The sequence below is a fragment of the Echinicola shivajiensis genome, assembly GCF_018642165.1.
In the GTDB taxonomy this organism is placed as follows: domain Bacteria; phylum Bacteroidota; class Bacteroidia; order Cytophagales; family Cyclobacteriaceae; genus Echinicola; species Echinicola shivajiensis.
In genome coordinates this window covers 1-20,069 of record NZ_JAHHZM010000022.1, presented here as the reverse complement: position 1 = coordinate 20,069, position 20,069 = coordinate 1, and the positions used below count along the sequence as shown (strand labels likewise).

Here is a 20,069-nt window from a genome sequence, read left to right as displayed (position 1 = left end):
CTGACAATTTGTGTCGGAGATGCTTAGAATCTATCAATTAATTACTATGCTAAAAATATTCAATAAGTGAAATGCGTTTAAACCAATATCAAAAAAACCAATCCACAAATTCACCTTGGCATTTTATTCAATAAGATTGGTTTAATACAGATAGCTGATTAATTTTGGAGGAATTCATAGCAACATGAGCAAATCTCTAAGGAAAAAGACAAGACTAGGAAGTTTTAAGTTTATGAGTGTGCTGTTCAGCACCACCCTATCACTTTTTATTGTAGGGCTCTTTGGGGTAATTGTCATCCAAGCACGGACCCTTACCTCCATTATCAGGGAAAATATAGAAATACAGGTTTTCCTCAACAAGAATATTTCAGATGCGGACAATGCCAAAATCGGTAAGACACTGGAAGCACAAGCTTATGTGTTGAGCAAAGAAGGCGAAGGTCCACAGATCAATTATATATCTGCAGATGAGGCTGCAGCATCATTCTTGAAGGACACTGGAGAGGATTTTGGAAAATTCCTAGAAGACAACCCACTAAGACATAGCTATGTACTTTCTGTCAAGGAAGAGTTTCAGACTTCTGATCAGATGGAAAAAATCGTAGCAGAAATAGAAGACCTAAACGGAGTTTTTGAGGTCACTTATATGAATGATCTCGTGGAATCCATCAACAATAACCTGGTCAAGGTCAGCATGGTTTTAGGGGCATTTATCCTTATCCTCATCTTTACCGTGATCATTTTGATCAATAATACCATCAGGCTGGCGCTCTTTTCACAACGTTTCCTTATTCGAAGCATGCAGTTGGTCGGAGCAACCAAAGGCTTTATCAGAAAACCATTCCTAAACAGGTCCTTCTTTTACGGGGCAATGGCAGGTGTTTTGGCTTCAGCCATCCTTTATGGTTTGATAGAATACACCAAAGCCAATATTGATGGTTTTGCCTTATTACAAAATGAAGAAATGCTGTTGATGCTCTTTGGAGGATTGATACTCCTAGGTGCTATATTATCCTTTTTCAGTACCCTCAGAGCAGTCAACAAATACTTAAACATGACATTGGACGAATTATATTAAAATGGATCAAAACAACTTACCTTTTTCAAAGAAGAACTATACACTGATGTTGATAGGCATTGCCATTATTGTGGTAGGATTTATCATCATGGGACTGGACAGCGAACCGCATGGATTCGGATTCCTAGGCCTTACTCTGGGCCCATTGGTCACCCTTTTTGGATTTATTTTCGAGTTTTACGCGATTTTTCACAAGTCAGACAATTAAATTGATCAATGAGTATTATTGAAGCCATTATCCTGGGCATTATCCAGGGGCTAACAGAGTTTTTGCCTGTTTCCAGTAGTGGGCATATTGAATTGGGGTCATTCCTTTTGGGCGTTGAAGCCGCCGACAATCTTTTATTCACTGTAGTGGTTCATGCCGCTACCGCCTTAAGTACCATCATCGTCTTTCGTAAGGATATTATCAATATCATCCGGGATTTATTGAAATTCCAGTGGAACGGAGGGACTAAATTCGCGGCTAAAATCGTTCTTTCCATGATTCCTATTGGAATTGTTGGAGTGCTCTTTGAAGAACAAATAGAAGCCCTGTTTGGCGGAAAAATCCTCTTGGTGGGTGCCATGTTGATATTGACGGCCATATTACTGGCCTTCTCTCACTTTGCTGCCAAAAGAGACGGAATAGTCACTTTCCCCAAGGCCATTGTAATAGGCATCGCCCAAACCATTGCCATTATGCCCGGCATCAGTCGGTCAGGATCGACCATTGCGACAGCCTTATTGATCGGTGTGGAAAAGGAAAAAGCCACCAGATTTTCCTTTCTGATGGTCTTGATTCCGATCTTGGGCGCTTCCGCTATCAAGCTTCTAAAGTTTTTCAAAGACCCAAGCATAGCCGAAGGCATTTCAGCCATCAGCCTGACGGCCGGATTTCTGGCAGCATTTATTGCAGGCTTGGCAGCATGTATCTGGATGATTAATATTGTAAAACGGGGAAAGCTTATTTACTTTGCCATTTATTGCGCCATCGTAGGTACTATTGCCGTAATGGGTGGCTTATTAATGTAGCATGGACGAGAAACCTTACGGAGAAGTATTTTTGATCAATAAACCTTATCAATGGACCTCATTTGATGTGGTTAAAAAGGTGAGAAATGCCCTAAAGATAAAAAAAGTGGGCCACGCAGGAACTTTGGATCCGCTGGCCACTGGATTATTGATCATTTGTGCCGGGAAAAAGACCAAGAGCATCAATGATTTTATGGGCCAGGAAAAAGAGTATACCGGTACTTTTGTATTGGGAAAAACTACCGAATCCTTTGATTTGGAGCAAGAGGTAAAAGAAGTGGCTGATCCATCCCACCTGAGCCTTGAAGACATCCAAGTAGCCTGTAAGAAATTCTCTGGGGATATCATGCAGGTTCCCCCTACCCATTCGGCCATCAAAAAGGACGGGAAAAGGGTATATGAATCAGCCAGAAAGGGTATTGATGTAAAATTGGAGCCAAGACCTGTACAAGTTTCGACTTTTGAAATCACCCGATGTGAACTGCCTGAAATAGACTTCCGGATCGTATGTTCCAAAGGAACCTATATCAGGAGTTTGGCCAGGGACTTAGGAGAAGAACTAAAAGTCGGTGCCTATATGTCTGCCCTTACCCGTACACGCATCGGAGACTTCCACCTTAAGGATGCAGAAGAGGTATTGGACTTAGTAGAAAAGATCAAAGCGGAAAAAGAAGCCAAGGGATGAAAATTTACGAAGGACTTGATCACTTCCTACCTATAAAGAATGCCGTAGTGACCAGTGGGACCTTTGACGGTGTCCACTTGGGACATCAAAAAATATTGGCCAGAATCAGGGATATTGCCGACCAAATGGACGGCGAGACCGTGTTAATCACCTTTTGGCCACATCCAAGGTTAGTTTTACACCCTGAGGAGCACAATTTACGCTTATTGACCACTTTTGAGGAAAAGGCCAAGCTCCTGGAAAAAGCAGGAATAGATCATTTGATCACCATCCCCTTTACCAAGGAATTTTCCCAGTTGACAGGTGAAGAGTTCATCCAGAAAGTCTTAATAGATAAAATCCATACCAAAAAACTGGTCATTGGCTATGACCACCGCTTTGGCAAAAACCGTGAAGGCAGCTTCGATCACCTGAAAGCCAATATTGACCGATATGGCTTTGAACTGGAGGAGATTTCAAGGGAAGATGTGGACAATGTAGGCATCTCCAGTACCAAGATCAGAAAAGCCCTACTGGCTGGCCATGTGGCAGAGGCCAATGAATTTTTGGGCAGGGAATATGAACTGAACGGCATAGTGATCAAGGGACAGCAGATCGGCCGGTCCATTGATTTTCCCACGGCCAATATCCATGTACCGAGCAATTATAAGCTGATCCCCGGAGATGGTGCCTATGTGGTAGAGGTAGCCGTGGAACAAAGGATTTACCAAGCCATGCTCAATATCGGCAACCGCCCTACAGTGGATGGCGTAGAAAAGACGGTAGAAGCCCATCTTTTTGATTATAATGACAATTTATACGACAAACAAATCACAGTTTATTTCAAAGATTTTTTGAGAGCGGAGAGAAAATTTGCAAATTTAGAAGAGCTTAAAGCTCAGCTAAAAAGGGACAAGGAAAAAGCCCGGCAAATTTTTAATGAATCCTAGCTTGATAAACCCATGATCAATAAAACTGTAAAAGATGCAGAGGAAGCCACCGCAGATATCAAAAGCCATGCTGTATTGATGTTAGGTGGCTTTGGTCTTTGTGGCATTCCAGAAAACAGCATCAAAGCCCTACTCAAAAAGGATATTTCCGGCCTGACCTGTATTTCCAATAATGCGGGGGTGGATGATTTTGGCATTGGCCTGATGCTGCAAAAGAAAATGGTCAAAAAGATGATCTCCTCTTATGTGGGTGAAAATGCTGAATTTGAGCGGCAATTACTCAGTGGGGAATTGGAAGTAGAACTGATCCCCCAAGGGACCTTGGCAGAGAGAACCCGGGCTGGAGGTGCTGGTATTCCTGCTTTTTTCACCCCTGCAGGTGTGGGCACCGAAGTGGCCGAAGGCAAGGAAATCAGGGAATTTGATGGCAAGCTCTATATTTTGGAAAGTTGGCTAAAGGCTGATTTTTCACTGGTAAAGGCCTGGAAGGGAGATACAGCCGGCAACCTTATCTATAAGGGAACGGCCAGGAACTTCAATCCCATGATGGCCGCAGCAGGCGCCATTACCATAGCCGAGGTGGAAGAGCTGGTACCTGCCGGAGCATTGGATCCCAATCAAATCCATACCCCTGGAATCTATGTGCAGCGGATATTCCAAGGCAAGGATTATGAAAAAAGAATAGAAAAAAGAACCATAAGAGAATAGTTCATTTCCAAGGCTTTAAACTCCAATAGCATGCTTAGCAAAACCCAAATAGCACAACGCATTGCCAAAGAAATCAAAGACGGACAATATATCAATCTGGGAATAGGCATTCCTACCCTAGTGGCTAACTACATCCCAGACAACCTTGATGTAGTCCTGCAATCAGAAAATGGCCTGTTGGGCATTGGGCCCTTCCCTACTGAGGAAAATGTCGATGCCGACCTGATCAATGCCGGCAAACAGACCATCAGCATGGTGGATGGCTCAGTACTTTTTAATTCTGCCGAATCCTTTGCCATGATCCGCGGTGGACATGTACACCTGACCATCCTTGGGGCCATGGAGGTTTCCGAAAATGGGGATATTGCCAACTGGAAGATTCCCGGCAAAATGGTCAAAGGCATGGGCGGTGCCATGGACCTGGTGGCTTCCGCCGAAAATATCATCGTGGCCATGCAGCATTGCAGCAAAGATGGCAAATCCAAATTATTGAAAAACTGCAGCCTGCCCATAACAGGCATCAACTGTGTGAAGAAAATCGTCACCGACCTGGCCTATCTAAAGGTCTTGCCCGAGGGTGGTTTCAAGCTGATAGAAAGGGCCCCAGAAGTCACTGTAGAAGAAATTCGATCCAAAACCGAAGGTAGATTGGTGGTAGAGGGTGATATTCCGGAGATGTTTTTTTAAGCGACTTTAGTTTAGGCATAGGATCACTTTTGCTTGCCCGGAGATTAACAGGAGTGATTTTTGGAATAATTGGCTTCATAAAGGGATGCCTTATCATGTTTAGGAGATGGGTAAAACCTGACAGGTTTTTACAGCCTATGAAGTCCTTTTAGTTTTTTTGAAACCTGTCAGGTTTCAATCTTCTAATACAAACTGATCAAATTTGAATCAAGAACTTTTTGTATGATGAAAAAAATTATTTTATCTAATGGCTTTTTTGGGAAAAAGCCAATGGTCAAACTGGAATTCCCCTACGATTTTGAACTGAAGGAACTGGTAAAAACCTTTCCCAATTGTGTATGGAGCAGGCATGAAAAGGCCTGGTGGGTTCCCTACACTGATGATATTCTTGATCGCTTGATCCTATTTTTCAAAGGAAAGGTGTGGTTGGATTATTCCTCATTTAGAAAAGCCAATTATTCCAAAAATTTCCCCGAACTACCTCCTTTAGCGCTTGAGATTTTTAAAGAAATAGAAGCATTTCAGGATTGGATGAGAAATAAGCGGTACAGTGAAAGTACCATAAAGACATATACTGAATGTATTCAAGTATTTTTCAGATTTTTAAATAACAAAAGTGTTAGGGCAATTGAAAATGGTGACGTGGAAAAATTCAACAAGGATTATATCATTGATAGAGGTTATTCAGCATCCTTCCAAAATCAGATGGTCAATTCCATCAAATTGTTTTTCCAAAACCGCCAACTAAGAAAACTGGATCCTGAATTGATTTATAGACCTAAAAGAAACAGGTCGCTACCCAATGTACTGAGCAAGGAAGAAATCAACAGAATACTCAATGTTACGACCAACCAAAAGCATAAGCTTTTAATTATGATGCTCTATTCATGTGGTCTCCGAAGAAGCGAAGTTCTATCCCTTAAATTTGAACATATTCAAAGGGAACGAGGGGTAATATTAATTAAACAAAGTAAAGGAAAGAAAGACAGAATAGTCACCTTGTCCAAAATATTGATTAAGCACTTAGAGGAATATTACAAGGCCTATAAACCTCAATCTTATATTTTTGAAGGACAAAAGGGAGGGAAATACAGTGAAAAAAGTTTGGCGGAAGTATTAAAAAAAGCAGTTAAAAAAGCTAAGATCAATAAACCTGTGACACCACACTGGTTAAGACATAGTTATGCTACCCACTTGCTAGAAAGAGGGACAGATATAAGGCATATACAGGAATTATTGGGGCATAATAGTAGTAAAACAACTGAAATCTATACTCATGTCAGCGCGAAATCATTGAAAGAAATAACTAGTCCATTAGACGATTTGGATCTAGGGGAATAAGAAGAAATAAAAGGTAATTAAAACCAGACTTATTCTGCTATATTAGCAGGATATGTCTGGAAAAACCAGACATATAAACAAGTTGTGGTGCATTAGAAGAAAAGAATGGGACTTTTTAAGAAAGAAAAGAAATGGGGAAACTTTGGCGGAAACATTAACGTGTATTCTGACTTGAAGGAATCTGATATTGAAAGACTTATTAATGAGCCTAATATTCATTCTCTTCAGTTTTATGAGTTTAAAACTCCATCGACTAGGACATGGAATGTACTGGAAAAGTTCTTTAATAAGTATCCACAAATTAGATTACATATATTTTGGTATGAAGAAGTCGATTTTAAATTTCTCGAACACCTTCCATCAATAAAAAGGTTTGCCGTTTCATCATATTTGACAACAGATTTCTCAGCAATTAGTAAATATTTAGATTTAGAGGATCTTAGTCTTGGGGAAACAAAATCTACTTCTATAAATGTTGATTTTATTTCCACTTTCAAAAACCTAAAAAGATTCTACAACGATGGAATGAAAAAGGGTTTAGAAGCTTTATCCAGTTTAACTCAATTAGAAGTATTAACTCTGAGAGGTGTGAAAATGGCTGACTTAAAATTTGTCGAAAATCTGCAAAATCTTAAAGAGCTTAACCTATTATTTGGTAGCTACAAGGATTTGTCATCCATTTCGAAACTGAAGCAATTAGAAGAACTGGAGATTAGCAGAACACGCCAAATTCCAGACTATGATTTCTTATCTGGATTAATAAACCTTAAGACACTATGCTTTGAAGGAATGTCAAAAATGGAAGTACTTCCAAATCTCAGTTCGCTTAAGAATTTAAACAAGATTCAAATCGAAAACAACAGTAGATTAGTTGATATACGTTCAATTGAACAACTTGAAAGCCTGAAAACCTTTTTACTTTTCTTCCCTGAAAATTTTAAGGCTGCCTCGAGAAAAGAACTTATGATACAAGCTACGGACATTCTTAAAACGAGTCAAACTATAAAGTCTACAAACTTGTGGCGACTTATGGATGAAACAGATAGAAGTACTTTAAAACAGAAGGGTATAGAATTTTGGGGATATAACCCTGAAGTAGAAAAGATATTTAATAAATAAAACGACACCACAATCGTGTAGACGGCCGTGAGCTATAAGCCCACGGTGCGCCTCACACACCACCGTACGTACGGGTCTCGTATACGGCGGTTCACTGGATTATAGGTTGTGTTTTGAGGTAGTAGGAGAGCATCGATTCATACCCTTTTCTTCTCAGGCATGACAAAGTGATAGTAGTGATCAGAATAGGGCTTTGAGCCACTGCCCATCCTCCTTTTCTGGTTCTACTCCATGCGTAGGCATGGTCTTGGTCCACTCCCAGTCTGATCAGGTTTTTGCGTTTCCGCTCAGGCTTCTTCCAGTCGTGCCATATACAGTATCTGAGTCGGTTTCTGAGCCATTCATCAATGGCTTTTAGCTTTGCGTGGATACTGGCAAGGCGGTAATTGTTTACCCATCCCCGCCAGACCTCTGTCAACTTTTTCAGCCGTTCCTCAAAACTGTATGGTCTGGTTTTCTTGGTGATCTGCTTGAGCTTGCGTTTGAGTGATTCCCAACTGTTTTGCTTCACCACCAACTGGTATTTTCCTTTTACTCCTTTCTGGTAAGTTGGGACAAATGCATGTCCCAGCATTTCGAAATTAGAGGGTCTTCGGATGCCGCTTTTCTCCCTGTTGATGGGAAGTCGGAGTTTATCCTTTAGAAAAAGGTAAATCTCGTTGCCCACTTTTCTGGCTTCCTTCTTTGACTTGGTGTAGATGCTGAAATCATCAGCATAACGGACGTATTTAAGGTTTCTCCTATCCAGCTCCTTGTCCAGAACATCCAGTAGGATGTTGGAGAGAAGTGGACTGATCGGAGAGCCCTGTGGAACGCCTTTTCTACGTTTGTGCAGTTTTCCGTTGATCTGGATGGGTGCACGTAGCCATTTCCGAATAAGCCGTAGGGTGGTCGGACATTTAACCCGCTGGTAAATAAATTGAAGCAGTACCGAATGGTCAACTTCGTCAAAGAACCCTTTCAGGTCGATGTCCACTATGTCCTGATAGCCATCATTGATGTATTTCAGGGCTTGTGTCACTGACTTGTGGATGTTCTTCTGCGGTCGAAAGCCATAGCTGTATTCCTCGAACGTAAGTTCATACTTGGTCATCAGCACTTGGCTTACGGCTTGTTGGAGCCATCTGTCCACTACGGTGGGAACCCCCAGTAATCTTGTCTTTCCGTTACTCTTGGGTATCCACCCGCAGCCTGGCCCGAAGCTCCCGCTTCGTCCTCCCCTTGATAGGTCTCGGTACGTACGTATGGTTCAGAATGGACGTGCCAATACTATCCCTGTTGCTTTCCAGATAGGAGAACAGTTCGGTGACCTTCTTGCCGTCCACCCCTGCCGAACCTTTGTTCCGCACCACCTGTCGGTAGGCTTTGTAGAGGTTCTTACGGTTGAGTACTTTTTCTATCATGATTAATCTGTTAACCCTGTCCGCTTAGGATAAGGCTGCCCCAAATGGTGCTCCCTATCGAATTTGGACGTAATCCAATGTTCAGTCCTTCGCTAACTTGTGAGTCCTCCGATGTTATGCTTGCGGTATCGGCTCGTTGCTGTTAACTACTATGACCTCGGCTGACTTCTCTTGAATGTTCCCGACATCCAGAGATCTCCCTCGGTAAGATGAATATCCCTGCCTGCGGCAGGCAGGCTTCTGCCTGTCGCTGCCACATCTACTATTTTGGTACTTCCTCCCTTTCGGGAAGTTGGGACTTCGGCAGCATGTGTTACCTCATCCGACCTCATAGCCTCAGTATGTGGCACTGCGTGCGCCCCCTTCGCACTCTCGTGCTCGAGCGTATTCTTCAGTACAGACACCGCAGTCTGGCTTACCTGCCCTCCGGGAGGCGGGCTTCAGTGCATGGATCACTCCAAACCACCTTGCCACTTGCTTTGCTTCGGGTAACGACTCCCGCGCATCGGGGACTTCCACCCGTTGGAACGGTCAACTTTTTGACCTATATTCACCATTCAAGGCACACACATGGGTTTTGCGTCAGGCGGGCTGAAGTGCAAAATTCAACAGTAGTTTTTCAATTGAACTTTAGTAATAATATTGGCTTTTGTGCTTCGATTTCCCGCACGAACGCAAAGCCCCGAAACAGTTGGCTATAATGAGAGATTATGACACCAAAAGAAAACTTAGACAAACTCGGATATGAACTGCCGAACGTATCAACACCGGGCGGAAGCTACGTCTCGGTCAATATCAGAGAGAATATTGCATACGTTGCGATTCAATTTCCGATTTTGAACGAAGAGTATCTTTACCTCGGACGTTTAGGTAATGACCTAAGCACAGAAGATGGATATAAAGCAATGGAACTTTGTGCTTTGAATGTTTTGGCACAAATTGATAAGAAAGTTGGATTCGACAAGCTTGTAGGACTTAACCACATAGACGCCTACTTTCAATCAGGGAATAATTGGGACGATTCACCAAAAGTGGTTAATGGAGCATCCGACTTATTCATGAAAATATTAGATGATAAAGGCCAACATTCGAGAGCAATTTTTGGAGTTGACAAGCTTCCAAGAAATTTTAGCGTTGGATTGACAGCATCATTCACGGTAAAAAAAGAATGAAAAAACTACTCTCAATAATGGTTTCCATGAATAACCTTTAGCTCTCACCTACTTCGGAGTAACCTCTCGGATTTTCAGTTTGGTGGGTACATACAAAGTCAAGCAATAAACCACACAACTACTTTTATACGAGATCTTTAGCGATAAGAAAAAAGAATAGCGTAACGAAATATTTTTTTTAGTCGCATTTTTCACTTATTTCCTGATATTATCATTTTTGGCATTAGATAAACCTAAAAGGACTATATAAAATGTTATATAAAGTTTATCTTGATAATACAGAAGCCAAAACAGGAAAGCCCCTTGTTTGTAACCCTGAATAAGCGTTATGAATCATAGAGAGGACTGAAAGCACAAGAAAACTATAACCAATCGACCGATTTTAAAACACTTTCAGACGACAATAGGTAGGCGAATGCATGTTTTGCGCGTAAGGAATTGATCAAAACAAAGGGATTTACAGAAGGTGGTCAACTAAAAGTTGGTGTAAAACTAAGTCAAATTACCCATTGGTTTAAAAAAGGAATTTGAATCGGGACAAGGATAAACAATGGTCGCACAGCCTTTTATAAAGGCAAAGTACCTAATTGAAAGACAAAAGATAGTTAAACGCAATATCATGGTACCTCCACATTCGAATAGCACCATAACTTTCTTTCAGAGCAAGGCTTTGATTTATTGGACATGCTTTCTACTCCTAATAATCAGCCAGGTAAGCATTGGCCAACAAAGGAAAAAAAAATCGGTCGGTCCAGGAGGTGGAAGTCTAGAAATATCACCTCTTGAGTTGAGAGTGACCATGAACGATTTCTTTTATAAGTTTGAGCGGACCATAACTGAGACAGCAGACAGTATCATAATGCTTTCTTCAAATCCGTCCGTTGATAAGGAAGCCTTAATTTGGAAAATGAACGCTATTCCTGTCGCAAACAGTGCCATATACAACAGTGACCCTTTTCTTGGATATATAGATATAGCCGTCTTTACTTACCAGATGAAATTGTATTTTGAAAAGGGTACTGGCAAAGAATTATTTGGTGATCATCAGCCGATTGCTCTACAAGCGCTGGATTTTCTTTGGGAAGACTTACTGGATATTGGACGGAATTTGGTACCCGATAATGATATTTCCGAGGGAACTAAGCTTGTTATAGATTTTGCCGAACAACATCCCATTACAAGCTCCTATTTTGTCAGGCAATCTACGATCCCACTTATGATTAAAATTCAAACTGTGGAGAAAGTTACCTTTAAGAAACTTGCCGAAGACATGTCGCAAAGTCTTGATGCCTTGCGTTCCCAGCTCAGTTCGTTTATGGAAATCTTGCCAAAACAGATGCGCTGGGAAACCGAATTTTTGATCAATAATACATTGACCAAACCAGAGTTAACCAGTCGCTACGATTCTTTAGCTCACTTATTGGAGAGAACGGTATTATTGATAGAATCAAGTCCCGAATTAATTGAAAACCAACGCAAGGCTTCCTTTAAGGATATAAGCAGCGAACGCATGGCCATATTACAGGCCTTGCGTCAAGAGCGAGAAATTGTTTTGGAGGAGATCAAAAAGGAAAGGATGATTGTATTAGCGGAGCTCATCGAACAGTTAACCAAGCAGCGGGAAGCAAGTTTTCAGGATTTAACCACCATGACCAATCAAAGCATTGAAATGACTTTTAACAATATGGAGAAAATAGTGGATAAACTCTTTTGGAGAACTGTTATAATGATTTCGGTTTTGCTAGTCCTGGTCTTTATTGGATCTGTGATTTACAAAAAGATTTGAACTTGATATCAATAAATCGTTCTATATGAGTGCTGGATAAATGCTTTCATTATAATCAATTCGTTTTTCCCTTTGATGAATTTTCAGCAAGGAAAGCCCATGCCCCCCTATAGATACTCCCAGTCCTAGTATACCCCTAGTATACTATGCGTTTACTTTTGGATAAATTCCAAGAAATCATGGTACTTTTTAAAGCAAGAAAAAATACCATAATTTTTTTCATTTAGAAATGAGACTAATATTCAATGAGGAGCATATCCGGAAAAGATGCTCCTAGCCGACTTTCGCTTGTTTACATCAATCACTATGAATAACTTAGGTAAAGTTTCCATTTCCATGATTCATGGACTTTGATTCTCATCCTGAAATGAGCCGGTTAAATCAAAGGAAATATTAAATCATAGTCTCCAATCGGCAGGCTACCTTAAATATCCCAAGCATTGGGACGCTTAGTAAAAAGGTAATCCCCCAATGTACCAGGAAGACAAAAACAAAGTTTTTAACCAATACGCAAATCATGAAAAAAATACAATTCAAAAAAGACATCAAGGCTTCCGCTGAGAAGGTTTACAACACCATGCTTGGTATTGATAATATTAAAACCTACGAGCAATGGACATCAGAATTTAATCCAACCTCCACATATGAAGGAAGCTGGGAAAAGGGAGCAAAAATCTACTTTGTCGGAACAGATGAAAACGGTAAAAAGGGGGGTATGGTATCTGAAATTGCGGACAATATTCCATTCCAGTTTGTTTCCATCCGTCATTACGGGATGTTAGATGGTGAAAATGAAATTACAGAAGGTGCTGAGGTTGATAAATGGGCTGGCGGATTGGAAAATTATTCATTTCATGAGAATAAGGGTTTAACAACGGTAACAGTGGACATCGACATAACAGAAGACTATCTTGATTATTTTAACACGACTTGGCCAAAGGCCTTGAACAAGCTCAAAGACCTTGCAGAAAAACAGACCTAAGACCCAAGAAACCATGCCTTTAATTGTTAGGGGCTGTCTAAACAGCAAAATATTAATTTTAAGTCCTTAAAGAGTTATATATGGCCATCACTGGAAAGCTAAAACATAAGCTTTACCCCTAAGAGCTAATAGCATCTTGAAAGTGTATACTAACTGATTTTATAATGCGATCGGCCGTCCTACAAATTGTAATGCTTTTACAGGCTAATTTTTTATTGGCGCAAACTTCTCTTAAGCAAATTGACCTCGAAAATGGAAAATATAATATAGGATTTCGACATTATATAGTTGCTGACAGTACAAGAACATACAGCAGAATCTTTGACTACACCAACAAAAAACTGGCAAGGCCAATTCCTGTCAGTATATGGTACCCTTCTGAGCAAAATATAGTTAATAGAGAACCTCTGGCTGTTATAGATTACCTCAAAATACTAAAAGAGGAGATGGAATGGGAACATTTACCCAATGAGCAAATATTGAACTGGTTTTATTATCCCAACACACCTTCAAAACAAAAACACCTTGCAGAACAAACTACAGCATACTTAGAAGCAGAATTCGCAAAAGGGAAATTTCCTATTGTTATTTATGCCCCCAGTTATCAAGCATCCTCAATAGAGAACTTTGCACTCTGCGAATATTTGGCCAGCCATGGTTTCGTAGTGATAGCCAGTCCAAGTAGGGGAACTGAAACCCACCAGTTTAGCAATAACAATGCAAAGGAAATGGAAACACAGGCCAGAGATGTGGAATTTTTGATGAAAGAAGCTGGCAAACTACCTGATGTGGATTATGAAAAAATGGCAATCATGGGTTTTAGCTTTGGTGGTTTATCAAATATTATCGTGCAAAACCGCAATGATAATGTAAAAGCGATTGTTAGCCTAGATGGTACAGAAAGATACCAATATGGACTATTAAACCAATCACCGTTTTTCAATGCTGAAAAAATTGATGTTCCATATATTCATATGGCCCAAAAAGACATTCCTGAAATAGTCTTGGAAGAAGACAAAATGGATGCTGAACTCAACACGAAATTCCAATTATATGATAGCATAACAAATAATAAGTCCTATTCACTGAAATTTCATCACCTAACTCATAGTTATTTCAGTACACTAGGTATTCTATTTGCCAATAGAGACAAAAGACAAGACAAAAGCGATTCGGAAATAATGGAATCCTATAAATTGCTTGCCGTTTACACATTGAATTTTTTAGATACCTTTCTCAATAAAGACGTTAAAGCATCAAAATTTATTGAAAATGATCCTTCTGATAATACAGTCACAAATGGCCTCATCAGCATAAAATCCAAACAAACGGAAAAAGATGACTTCACATTTCAGGACTTTAATGATTTGGCATCCAAGCGAAACTATGAAAACATATTACAGCTTCATGACTCAATAGCAAAAACACATCCTTCCTTTGAAATTCTAGAAGGCAATCTAAACACCCTAGGATTACAGCTTGTTTTCAATCCAACTACATCTTCGCAAGGGATTGATGTATTTTTATTGGCAACAAAGCTTTATCCAAATTCAGCTAATATTTACGACAGTTTAGCTGAGGGTTATTTGTTTACTGGAGATAAGGAAAAGGCTAAAGAAAGTTTTAAAAAGTCCTTAGAGTTAAATACCCAAAATCAAAACGCAATTGACCGATTGAAACAATTAGATGCATTAAAATGAAGGCATTAAATAAATTACGGCATACGGAAAAGAAACCGTCTTTAAAAATCCACTCTGTTTAAAGTCAGTCATTCAATCTATAAGACCAGCCTAACCAAACCTCCTAACAATCTGAAAAACTGCATTTTAACGCAATAAAATACAGTAAAATGGCGCTAAATGGCGCTAAAATGACAGGATAAATTCACAAAAAAAGGCTTCTAATTTTTAAGTTAATTGTAATATTGGTTTACAAAACTAAAATTATGAAACAACCAGATTTAGGATTAAAGATTATTGAATTAAGACAAAACAAAGGGTTAACCCAGGAAGAATTGATAAATCAATGTAATATAAGTGTAAGGACCTTACAACGCATTGAATCTGGAGAAGTGGAACCAAGAGGACATACCTTAAGATTAATTTCTAAAGCATTGGATTTTGACCTTTTCAGCTTATCACAAAATACCTCTTATAATGATTTGAAAGCAAATAAATCTTTTGAATCAGACAGTAATAGTAATTTAGACAAAGCCAGAGAAATTTTGATTCGGAGATATGCTAAATTAAGCAATTCATCATTTGATAAAATAAACTCCAAACTAGAAACCAAGCCCATAGGAGAAGTTATAGAAAAGCATAAGAACATAATTACTTTGTCAAAAGCTTGTGTAATTATTATTAGTATTTGTTTAATCCTTCAATTTCTCTATCTGAACCCATCAAAAAACATCTCAATAGTATCATTGTTTACAAATGTCATAATGCTAATTATTTTTCTAAAGGGATTACAAGACAACTTTGAAATTAGACATATCCTAAAAACCCTTAAAGAAATTTGATAAGTAAGACCGTAATGCCTTTTATTTATCTCATCATGAATTAGCACCATCACAAAAAAGCTCATGGAGCTCTTCAAAATTTACTTGAAATTGCGAAGTAATGGAATACTGCTGCTTATCACCAAACCCTTGTTAGTAACCCATAAAACCAATTTACTCTACAATCCCATTTTTTCAAAAATACTCTTCACATTTCTATTTCGGAAATTAATCGGCTGATTTACAAATCCCCCTTCAATATTGATTACAACTTAATCAATATATTATTTTTGTATTACATCAAATATTTATTGATAAACAATAAATACTAACTATATTTAGGTGGCAACAGAAAACGCACTATTTAACTATGAAAAGAATTTCAATAACCTTCCTGCAGATAGTCATTTTGATTATCGGTATCGTGGCGCTTATCATCTTAATTCGCTTTCCATTATTGGAGGGAAGAGCCCAAAACTTAGACCTGTTCAGTATTTACGCTGACCCTTTTATCTTATATGCCTATGCATCGTCCATTGCATTTTTTGTGGCCTTGTACAAAGTATTCAAATTACTTGGATATATCGCCCAAAATAAATTGTTCTCAACAAACTCAATTAGGACTTTAAGAAGCATAAAGCACTGTGCAATCATTCTAAGCATTCTTATTGTGTTAGCAGGAATATATATAAGGATATTTCATGCTGAAGACGACGATCCCGCTGGCTTTCTTGCCCTGTGTATCGTAACTACTTTTATTTCTGTCGCGATTGCAACAGCGGTGGCAGTGCTTGAAAAAATCTTGCAAAATGCCGTAGATATGAAAACTGAAAACGACTTAACAATTTAAGCTATGTCTATTATTGTAAACTTAGATGTAATGATGGCAAAGCGAAAGATTTCTCTGAATGAACTTTCGGAGAAAGTCGAATTGACATTGTCCAACCTTTCTATCTTAAAGACGGGGAAAGCAAAAGCAATTCGTTTTAGCACCTTGGAAGCAATTTGCAAAGCTTTAGACTGTCAGCCAGGTGATATTTTGGAATATGTAAGTGATGAACATGAAGTAACGAACCATCAGTAATAATCTCGCTGAACATTCAAAATCTCGGATAGTCATATTATTTTCTCACCATTTCAATACTGTTTAAACTTTCCAGAAACTATTGGTCTCAAGCTATCCGTAGGTAAATTAAAAAGGTATGCCCAGCATTTCATTGGTTTTGAGGCGTGCAGATTATAAACTGTAATGATAGTACGCTTAAATTCCTGAGGTGATGGAAATGAAGACCCCACCTCTTCATATTTATCCAAAGCACCCAATACCCTTTCCGTATCCGAAATGCAGAAAACCTGCCCATAAACTTTCTCTTGAGTAGAAGGGGGTAGGACTAGTCCTGGATAATAGGACTCCTGAAATAATTTCCCATAGGTAAACGCTTCTGCCACAAAAGCACTTTTTTGATGAAAAAGCTGGGGTACAGCATGTTTGGTTTTCTTCAAAAGCGTTCCATAAACAAATATCAAATTCATATTCAAACTGAGAATAAAGGCCTTAAGATACTTTAAAATCAATTTAGGCCACAATAAAAGGGATAAGTCCTCAACCTTTGATCCCCATAAACACAATTGCAAATAAAACTGAACATCAACTCGTATTAAAAAAGGACTGCCAATTGACAGTCCTTTTTTTTTATATTGTTTTCATCAAAGTTCATAAGCAAAGTAAACTCCTCCCCTTTTATTAGATCTTGACACACATTTTACATTCTTCTTTAAGGAATTGATGATTTTTAAGGCTGCTTCTTGTTGAACTAATATGACTGATGAACTGCGCTTTTTGCTGAGATACAAAAGGAGATCGTACTTAGGAAGATGAAAGAAAAAAACACCGCATTAAAAAGTAATTTATAATGAATTTCAGTAAGTTAGTTTGATGTTAGGCCTATTGCCACAATCAATAGGACTGGTATTTTCACTAACAATAAACTCATAAAAATGAAAATTGCAACAGAACCTATTGGAAGTATTCCAAGGCCAGTGGAATTGATAACAGCCATCACTTCTTCCACCCAAGAACAGAACTTGGAAGCACTCTATGACAAAGCCATCGTGGACACTTTAAAAGAGTTTGAAAAGACAGGTTCATTGGTGATCACTGATGGGGAACAAACCAAGTCCAGCTTTGCCACTTACCCTTTGGATGGTGCCCTGAATATTGCTCCTGAAGGAATGAGAATTGACTTTGCCGATGGGCATTTCAGACAACTTCCGCTATTGACCAAAGGTCCCTTCCGTTACAGTAAATATGCGGTACAGTACCTTAAATATGCCCAAGAAAGGACAAATCTACCCATAAAGCAGGCCGTCATTTCGGCATCAGCACTTAGCTTAATCTATCCACCGGAAGGCATAGAAGGCTATTCCCAAGAAACATTTATCGCTGACCTAGTCAATGAATGCGAAAAGGATATCAGGCAATGTCTCGAACAAGGAGCGGCTAAAGTCCAAATGGATTTTACGGAAGGAAGGTTATCCCTGAAACTAGATCCTTCGGGAGGAGTTTTGCAGCATTTTATTAACCTGAACAATCAAGTCTTCAACCGCTTCTCTGATGCCTATAGGGAGCGACTTGGGGTGCATGTTTGCCCAGGTGGCGATCATGATTCCACCCATAGTGCAGATGTGGATTATACCGCTTTTCTTCCTGCACTTTTTGATTTGAATGTGGGAAACTTTTACCTGCAGCTGGCGAGCGAATCCGATAAGAAAAAAGTTTTAAAAACGGTTAAGGAATATCTTAAGCCTTATCAAAAAGTATTTATAGGGGTTACTGATGTAAACAATCCAAAAGTGGAAACCAAAGAGGAAGTGATGGAGCGTGTCTTGGAGGCTGCAGAGTTTATCCCTGTTGCCCAATTGGGCACAACGGACGATTGTGGCTTTTCCCCTTTTTGCGATGATGTATCCACCACGAGGGAAATCGCCTTTGCCAAGATCAAGGCCCGAGTGGAAGGCACCAAACTGGCCGAGGAAAAATTGTCCAAGACCTAATAACAATCATTGAAAGTAGGGATTAAAATAATCCTCCTTGCAAACAAGGTCCTTTATAGGAATTATTTACCAAAAATATAAGTGAATAAAATCGGCTATATCCCTCATTATATGGGGAGTAAGGTAAATTCAGTTAACTATATATAAAGAAAGTTGGCGGTAATAAAACCTAATGCACATGAAAATTGGAATTGTTGGTGGATCTATTGCGGGGTGTTCCGCTGCTATACTTTTAAAAAAAGTAGGGCATCAAATAACCGTCTTTGAGCGCTCCAATAAGCCCTTGGTTAGCCGTGGAGGAGGAATAGGAACCACACCAATTCTAATGGAACAGATCAGAAAAGATGGTCTTATACAAGGTGATTTTGCCTACTTTAATATCAATAGGATGCCATTCGTTGGCAAAAGTAATACCTCAGAACCATTTGGGAAGACTGCCGGGGCAATACCAATCAGCTTTCATGTTTTCCAATGGAATGAACTTTGGAAAAATCTTCGGGCCAATATTCCTAATGAATGTTATAAGGAAGGCACCATGATAACTGATGCCAGATGCTTACCTGATGGCAAGGTGGAACTAACAGCAGCGTCATCTGACAAGGTAGAATTCGATCTTGTATTGTTTGCAGATGGATATAATTCATTAGGCCGTAGAATTCTTTTTCCTGATAAGAAACTGAAATATAGGGGATATGTACTTTGGAGAGGACTGCTCCCAGAATCTTACATGGAAGAGGCTTCTCCTCTATCGGATGAAATTCTTCGATTGTCTTATAATAATGAGCCTGGTCATAATGTGGTCTACTTCATACCAAATCAAAATGGGTCTGTTAAAGAAGGAGAACGGATATTCAATTGGGCAGCTTACGTACCTATTCCAGATGCTGAACTAAACGAACTGATGACGGATAGGCAAGGAAATGTCAGGTTCGGAACACTGCCTCCAGGAAACCTGACAGAAGAAAATGAAACTCGGATGAAAAGATTTCTTACCAAGAACATTCCTGCCCATTATGCTAAATTGGTTAACAAGACCACCGATAGCTACATACAAGTCATTTACACACTGGATCTGGAGAGTTACCGAAAAGACAGGGTGTGTCTGATTGGAGATGCCGGAATAGTTGTTCAACCTTTCACAGGTTCGGGAGTATTCAAAGGTTATAATAATGTTAAAGACCTGATCAATTGTATGAAAGAGAACAGCGATATGGAAGATACACTGGAACAATGGAATAAGTTGCAACTTCAAAGGGGCAAGCAGCTTTTGGCTTTGGGAGAGCAAATGGAGAACGCTTTCATTTGGGAACAACCGGACTTTGCGAAAGTGGACGAAGTGACCACCAAGAAATGGTGGAAAGCATCAATAACTTTTCCTGAAAGTTTCAATTTTGAAAAAGGTGGAGACTAAAAGCTTCCGCCAATTATTTGCATTCACTATGTACCGTGCTAACAATAAGCGTTTCTAGCCATATGACCTAAATTACCAATGACGTAAAGAACTAGGCATGAATTTGTTCGAGTTCATAACCTAGTTCTTTAGCTGTTTTTTGTAGCCACCTTTCTCTGTGAAGCTGCATTTTTTCTTCATAGGCCTTGATACCTTTTTCA

General features: G+C 39.4%; 22 protein-coding genes. 18 read left to right on the top strand and 4 right to left on the bottom strand.

Annotated features, from left to right (window positions below; translation table 11 throughout):
- Nucleotides 1–184 precede the first annotated feature (184 nt).
- The 9 genes from KMW37_RS21560 to KMW37_RS21520 all read left to right on the top strand — a co-directional run bounded on the left by KMW37_RS21560 (nucleotide 185) and on the right by KMW37_RS21520 (nucleotide 7,561).
- Nucleotides 185–1,078: a cell division protein FtsX gene (locus KMW37_RS21560; RefSeq protein WP_215226720.1), complete on the top strand. Its 894-nt coding sequence runs from the start codon at nucleotides 185–187 to the stop codon at nucleotides 1,076–1,078.
- A 1-nt stretch (nucleotide 1,079) separates the two neighbouring features.
- On the top strand, nucleotides 1,080–1,286 hold the full coding sequence (locus KMW37_RS21555; RefSeq protein ID WP_215226719.1) for a DUF3098 domain-containing protein: 207 nt from the start codon (nucleotides 1,080–1,082) through the stop codon (nucleotides 1,284–1,286).
- An 8-nt stretch (nucleotides 1,287–1,294) separates the two neighbouring features.
- Nucleotides 1,295–2,092: an undecaprenyl-diphosphate phosphatase gene (locus KMW37_RS21550; RefSeq protein ID WP_215226718.1), complete on the top strand. Its 798-nt coding sequence runs from the start codon at nucleotides 1,295–1,297 to the stop codon at nucleotides 2,090–2,092.
- Nucleotide 2,093: 1 nt separating this feature from the next.
- The gene (truB, locus tag KMW37_RS21545; RefSeq protein ID WP_215226717.1) at nucleotides 2,094–2,777 is read left to right on the top strand and encodes a tRNA pseudouridine(55) synthase TruB; all 684 of its coding nucleotides are present in this window, start codon (nucleotides 2,094–2,096) and stop codon (nucleotides 2,775–2,777) included.
- The gene (locus tag KMW37_RS21540; RefSeq protein ID WP_215226716.1) at nucleotides 2,774–3,706 is read left to right on the top strand and encodes a bifunctional riboflavin kinase/FAD synthetase; all 933 of its coding nucleotides are present in this window, start codon (nucleotides 2,774–2,776) and stop codon (nucleotides 3,704–3,706) included. Before truB ends, KMW37_RS21540 begins: the two co-directional genes overlap by 4 nt.
- 12 nt (nucleotides 3,707–3,718) lie before the next feature.
- On the top strand, nucleotides 3,719–4,414 hold the full coding sequence (locus KMW37_RS21535) for a CoA transferase subunit A (RefSeq protein WP_215226715.1): 696 nt from the start codon (nucleotides 3,719–3,721) through the stop codon (nucleotides 4,412–4,414).
- Nucleotides 4,415–4,444: 30 nt separating this feature from the next.
- Nucleotides 4,445–5,101: a 3-oxoacid CoA-transferase subunit B gene (locus KMW37_RS21530; protein WP_215226714.1), complete on the top strand. Its 657-nt coding sequence runs from the start codon at nucleotides 4,445–4,447 to the stop codon at nucleotides 5,099–5,101.
- Nucleotides 5,102–5,323: 222 nt separating this feature from the next.
- Nucleotides 5,324–6,442 carry a site-specific tyrosine recombinase/integron integrase gene (gene xerA / locus KMW37_RS21525; RefSeq protein ID WP_246581598.1) on the top strand — a complete coding sequence of 373 codons (1,119 nt, stop codon included), beginning with the start codon at nucleotides 5,324–5,326 and terminating at the stop codon, nucleotides 6,440–6,442.
- Between the two features lie 105 nt (nucleotides 6,443–6,547).
- Entirely contained in the window at nucleotides 6,548–7,561 is a 1,014-nt protein-coding gene (locus tag KMW37_RS21520; RefSeq protein WP_215226713.1) for a leucine-rich repeat domain-containing protein, read from the top strand.
- A 91-nt stretch (nucleotides 7,562–7,652) separates the two neighbouring features.
- Here KMW37_RS21520 and KMW37_RS21515 read toward each other — a convergent pair whose 3' ends face one another.
- The 3 genes from KMW37_RS21515 to KMW37_RS21510 form a co-directional block, all read right to left on the bottom strand.
- Nucleotides 7,653–8,693 carry a reverse transcriptase domain-containing protein gene (locus KMW37_RS21515; protein WP_317195599.1) on the bottom strand — a complete coding sequence of 347 codons (1,041 nt, stop codon included), beginning with the start codon at nucleotides 8,691–8,693 and terminating at the stop codon, nucleotides 7,653–7,655.
- Nucleotides 8,694–8,727: 34 nt separating this feature from the next.
- Nucleotides 8,728–8,964 (bottom strand): hypothetical protein, encoded by a 237-nt coding sequence (locus tag KMW37_RS22490; RefSeq protein ID WP_246581597.1) that lies wholly within the window; start codon nucleotides 8,962–8,964, stop codon nucleotides 8,728–8,730.
- A 149-nt stretch (nucleotides 8,965–9,113) separates the two neighbouring features.
- Complete coding sequence (locus KMW37_RS21510; protein WP_215226712.1) at nucleotides 9,114–9,368, bottom strand: hypothetical protein; 255 nt, start codon at nucleotides 9,366–9,368, stop codon at nucleotides 9,114–9,116.
- A 306-nt stretch (nucleotides 9,369–9,674) separates the two neighbouring features.
- Between KMW37_RS21510 and KMW37_RS21505 the strand changes: the two genes are divergently transcribed.
- The 7 genes from KMW37_RS21505 to KMW37_RS21475 all read left to right on the top strand — a co-directional run bounded on the left by KMW37_RS21505 (nucleotide 9,675) and on the right by KMW37_RS21475 (nucleotide 16,488).
- Nucleotides 9,675–10,136, top strand: a complete 462-nt coding sequence (locus KMW37_RS21505; protein WP_215226711.1) for a RidA family protein — start codon at nucleotides 9,675–9,677, stop codon at nucleotides 10,134–10,136.
- Between the two features lie 619 nt (nucleotides 10,137–10,755).
- Nucleotides 10,756–11,922, top strand: a complete 1,167-nt coding sequence (locus KMW37_RS21500; RefSeq protein WP_215226710.1) for a hypothetical protein — start codon at nucleotides 10,756–10,758, stop codon at nucleotides 11,920–11,922.
- Nucleotides 11,923–12,439: 517 nt separating this feature from the next.
- Nucleotides 12,440–12,904, top strand: coding sequence for an SRPBCC family protein (locus tag KMW37_RS21495; protein ID WP_215226709.1), 465 nt, complete (start codon nucleotides 12,440–12,442; stop codon nucleotides 12,902–12,904).
- 164 nt (nucleotides 12,905–13,068) lie between these two features.
- Entirely contained in the window at nucleotides 13,069–14,604 is a 1,536-nt protein-coding gene (locus tag KMW37_RS21490; protein WP_215226708.1) for a poly(ethylene terephthalate) hydrolase family protein, read from the top strand.
- Between the two features lie 245 nt (nucleotides 14,605–14,849).
- On the top strand, nucleotides 14,850–15,425 hold the full coding sequence (locus KMW37_RS21485; protein ID WP_215226707.1) for a helix-turn-helix domain-containing protein: 576 nt from the start codon (nucleotides 14,850–14,852) through the stop codon (nucleotides 15,423–15,425).
- A gap of 349 nt (nucleotides 15,426–15,774) precedes the next feature.
- Nucleotides 15,775–16,254, top strand: coding sequence for a DUF2975 domain-containing protein (locus KMW37_RS21480; protein WP_215226706.1), 480 nt, complete (start codon nucleotides 15,775–15,777; stop codon nucleotides 16,252–16,254).
- A 3-nt stretch (nucleotides 16,255–16,257) separates the two neighbouring features.
- On the top strand, nucleotides 16,258–16,488 hold the full coding sequence (locus tag KMW37_RS21475) for a helix-turn-helix domain-containing protein (protein ID WP_215226705.1): 231 nt from the start codon (nucleotides 16,258–16,260) through the stop codon (nucleotides 16,486–16,488).
- A gap of 53 nt (nucleotides 16,489–16,541) precedes the next feature.
- Here KMW37_RS21475 and KMW37_RS21470 read toward each other — a convergent pair whose 3' ends face one another.
- Nucleotides 16,542–16,937 (bottom strand): gamma-glutamylcyclotransferase family protein, encoded by a 396-nt coding sequence (locus tag KMW37_RS21470; RefSeq protein WP_215226704.1) that lies wholly within the window; start codon nucleotides 16,935–16,937, stop codon nucleotides 16,542–16,544.
- 465 nt (nucleotides 16,938–17,402) lie between these two features.
- On the opposite strand from KMW37_RS21470, the gene KMW37_RS21465 reads away from it, so the two are divergent.
- Nucleotides 17,403–18,458: a uroporphyrinogen decarboxylase/cobalamine-independent methonine synthase family protein gene (locus KMW37_RS21465; RefSeq protein WP_215226703.1), complete on the top strand. Its 1,056-nt coding sequence runs from the start codon at nucleotides 17,403–17,405 to the stop codon at nucleotides 18,456–18,458.
- A gap of 178 nt (nucleotides 18,459–18,636) precedes the next feature.
- Complete coding sequence (locus KMW37_RS21460) at nucleotides 18,637–19,869, top strand: FAD binding domain-containing protein (RefSeq protein ID WP_215226702.1); 1,233 nt, start codon at nucleotides 18,637–18,639, stop codon at nucleotides 19,867–19,869.
- The last annotated feature ends 200 nt before the right edge of the window (nucleotides 19,870–20,069 follow it).

Coding starts and splice junctions, on each gene's coding strand:
- KMW37_RS21480 (WP_215226706.1), top strand. CDS start 15,775: ATGAAAAGAATTTCAATAACCTTCCTGCAGATAGTCATTTTGATTATC.
- KMW37_RS21555 (WP_215226719.1), top strand. CDS start 1,080: ATGGATCAAAACAACTTACCTTTTTCAAAGAAGAACTATACACTGATG.
- KMW37_RS21460 (WP_215226702.1), top strand. CDS start 18,637: ATGAAAATTGGAATTGTTGGTGGATCTATTGCGGGGTGTTCCGCTGCT.
- KMW37_RS21495 (WP_215226709.1), top strand. CDS start 12,440: ATGAAAAAAATACAATTCAAAAAAGACATCAAGGCTTCCGCTGAGAAG.
- KMW37_RS21500 (WP_215226710.1), top strand. CDS start 10,756: ATGGTACCTCCACATTCGAATAGCACCATAACTTTCTTTCAGAGCAAG.
- KMW37_RS21470 (WP_215226704.1), bottom strand. CDS start 16,937: ATGAATTTGATATTTGTTTATGGAACGCTTTTGAAGAAAACCAAACAT.
- truB (WP_215226717.1), top strand. CDS start 2,094: ATGGACGAGAAACCTTACGGAGAAGTATTTTTGATCAATAAACCTTAT.
- KMW37_RS21535 (WP_215226715.1), top strand. CDS start 3,719: ATGATCAATAAAACTGTAAAAGATGCAGAGGAAGCCACCGCAGATATC.
- KMW37_RS21540 (WP_215226716.1), top strand. CDS start 2,774: ATGAAAATTTACGAAGGACTTGATCACTTCCTACCTATAAAGAATGCC.
- KMW37_RS21505 (WP_215226711.1), top strand. CDS start 9,675: ATGACACCAAAAGAAAACTTAGACAAACTCGGATATGAACTGCCGAAC.
- KMW37_RS21530 (WP_215226714.1), top strand. CDS start 4,445: ATGCTTAGCAAAACCCAAATAGCACAACGCATTGCCAAAGAAATCAAA.
- KMW37_RS21560 (WP_215226720.1), top strand. CDS start 185: ATGAGCAAATCTCTAAGGAAAAAGACAAGACTAGGAAGTTTTAAGTTT.
- KMW37_RS21465 (WP_215226703.1), top strand. CDS start 17,403: ATGAAAATTGCAACAGAACCTATTGGAAGTATTCCAAGGCCAGTGGAA.
- KMW37_RS21490 (WP_215226708.1), top strand. CDS start 13,069: ATGCGATCGGCCGTCCTACAAATTGTAATGCTTTTACAGGCTAATTTT.
- KMW37_RS22490 (WP_246581597.1), bottom strand. CDS start 8,964: ATGATAGAAAAAGTACTCAACCGTAAGAACCTCTACAAAGCCTACCGA.
- KMW37_RS21475 (WP_215226705.1), top strand. CDS start 16,258: ATGTCTATTATTGTAAACTTAGATGTAATGATGGCAAAGCGAAAGATT.
- KMW37_RS21485 (WP_215226707.1), top strand. CDS start 14,850: ATGAAACAACCAGATTTAGGATTAAAGATTATTGAATTAAGACAAAAC.
- KMW37_RS21520 (WP_215226713.1), top strand. CDS start 6,548: ATGGGACTTTTTAAGAAAGAAAAGAAATGGGGAAACTTTGGCGGAAAC.
- xerA (WP_246581598.1), top strand. CDS start 5,324: ATGATGAAAAAAATTATTTTATCTAATGGCTTTTTTGGGAAAAAGCCA.
- KMW37_RS21550 (WP_215226718.1), top strand. CDS start 1,295: ATGAGTATTATTGAAGCCATTATCCTGGGCATTATCCAGGGGCTAACA.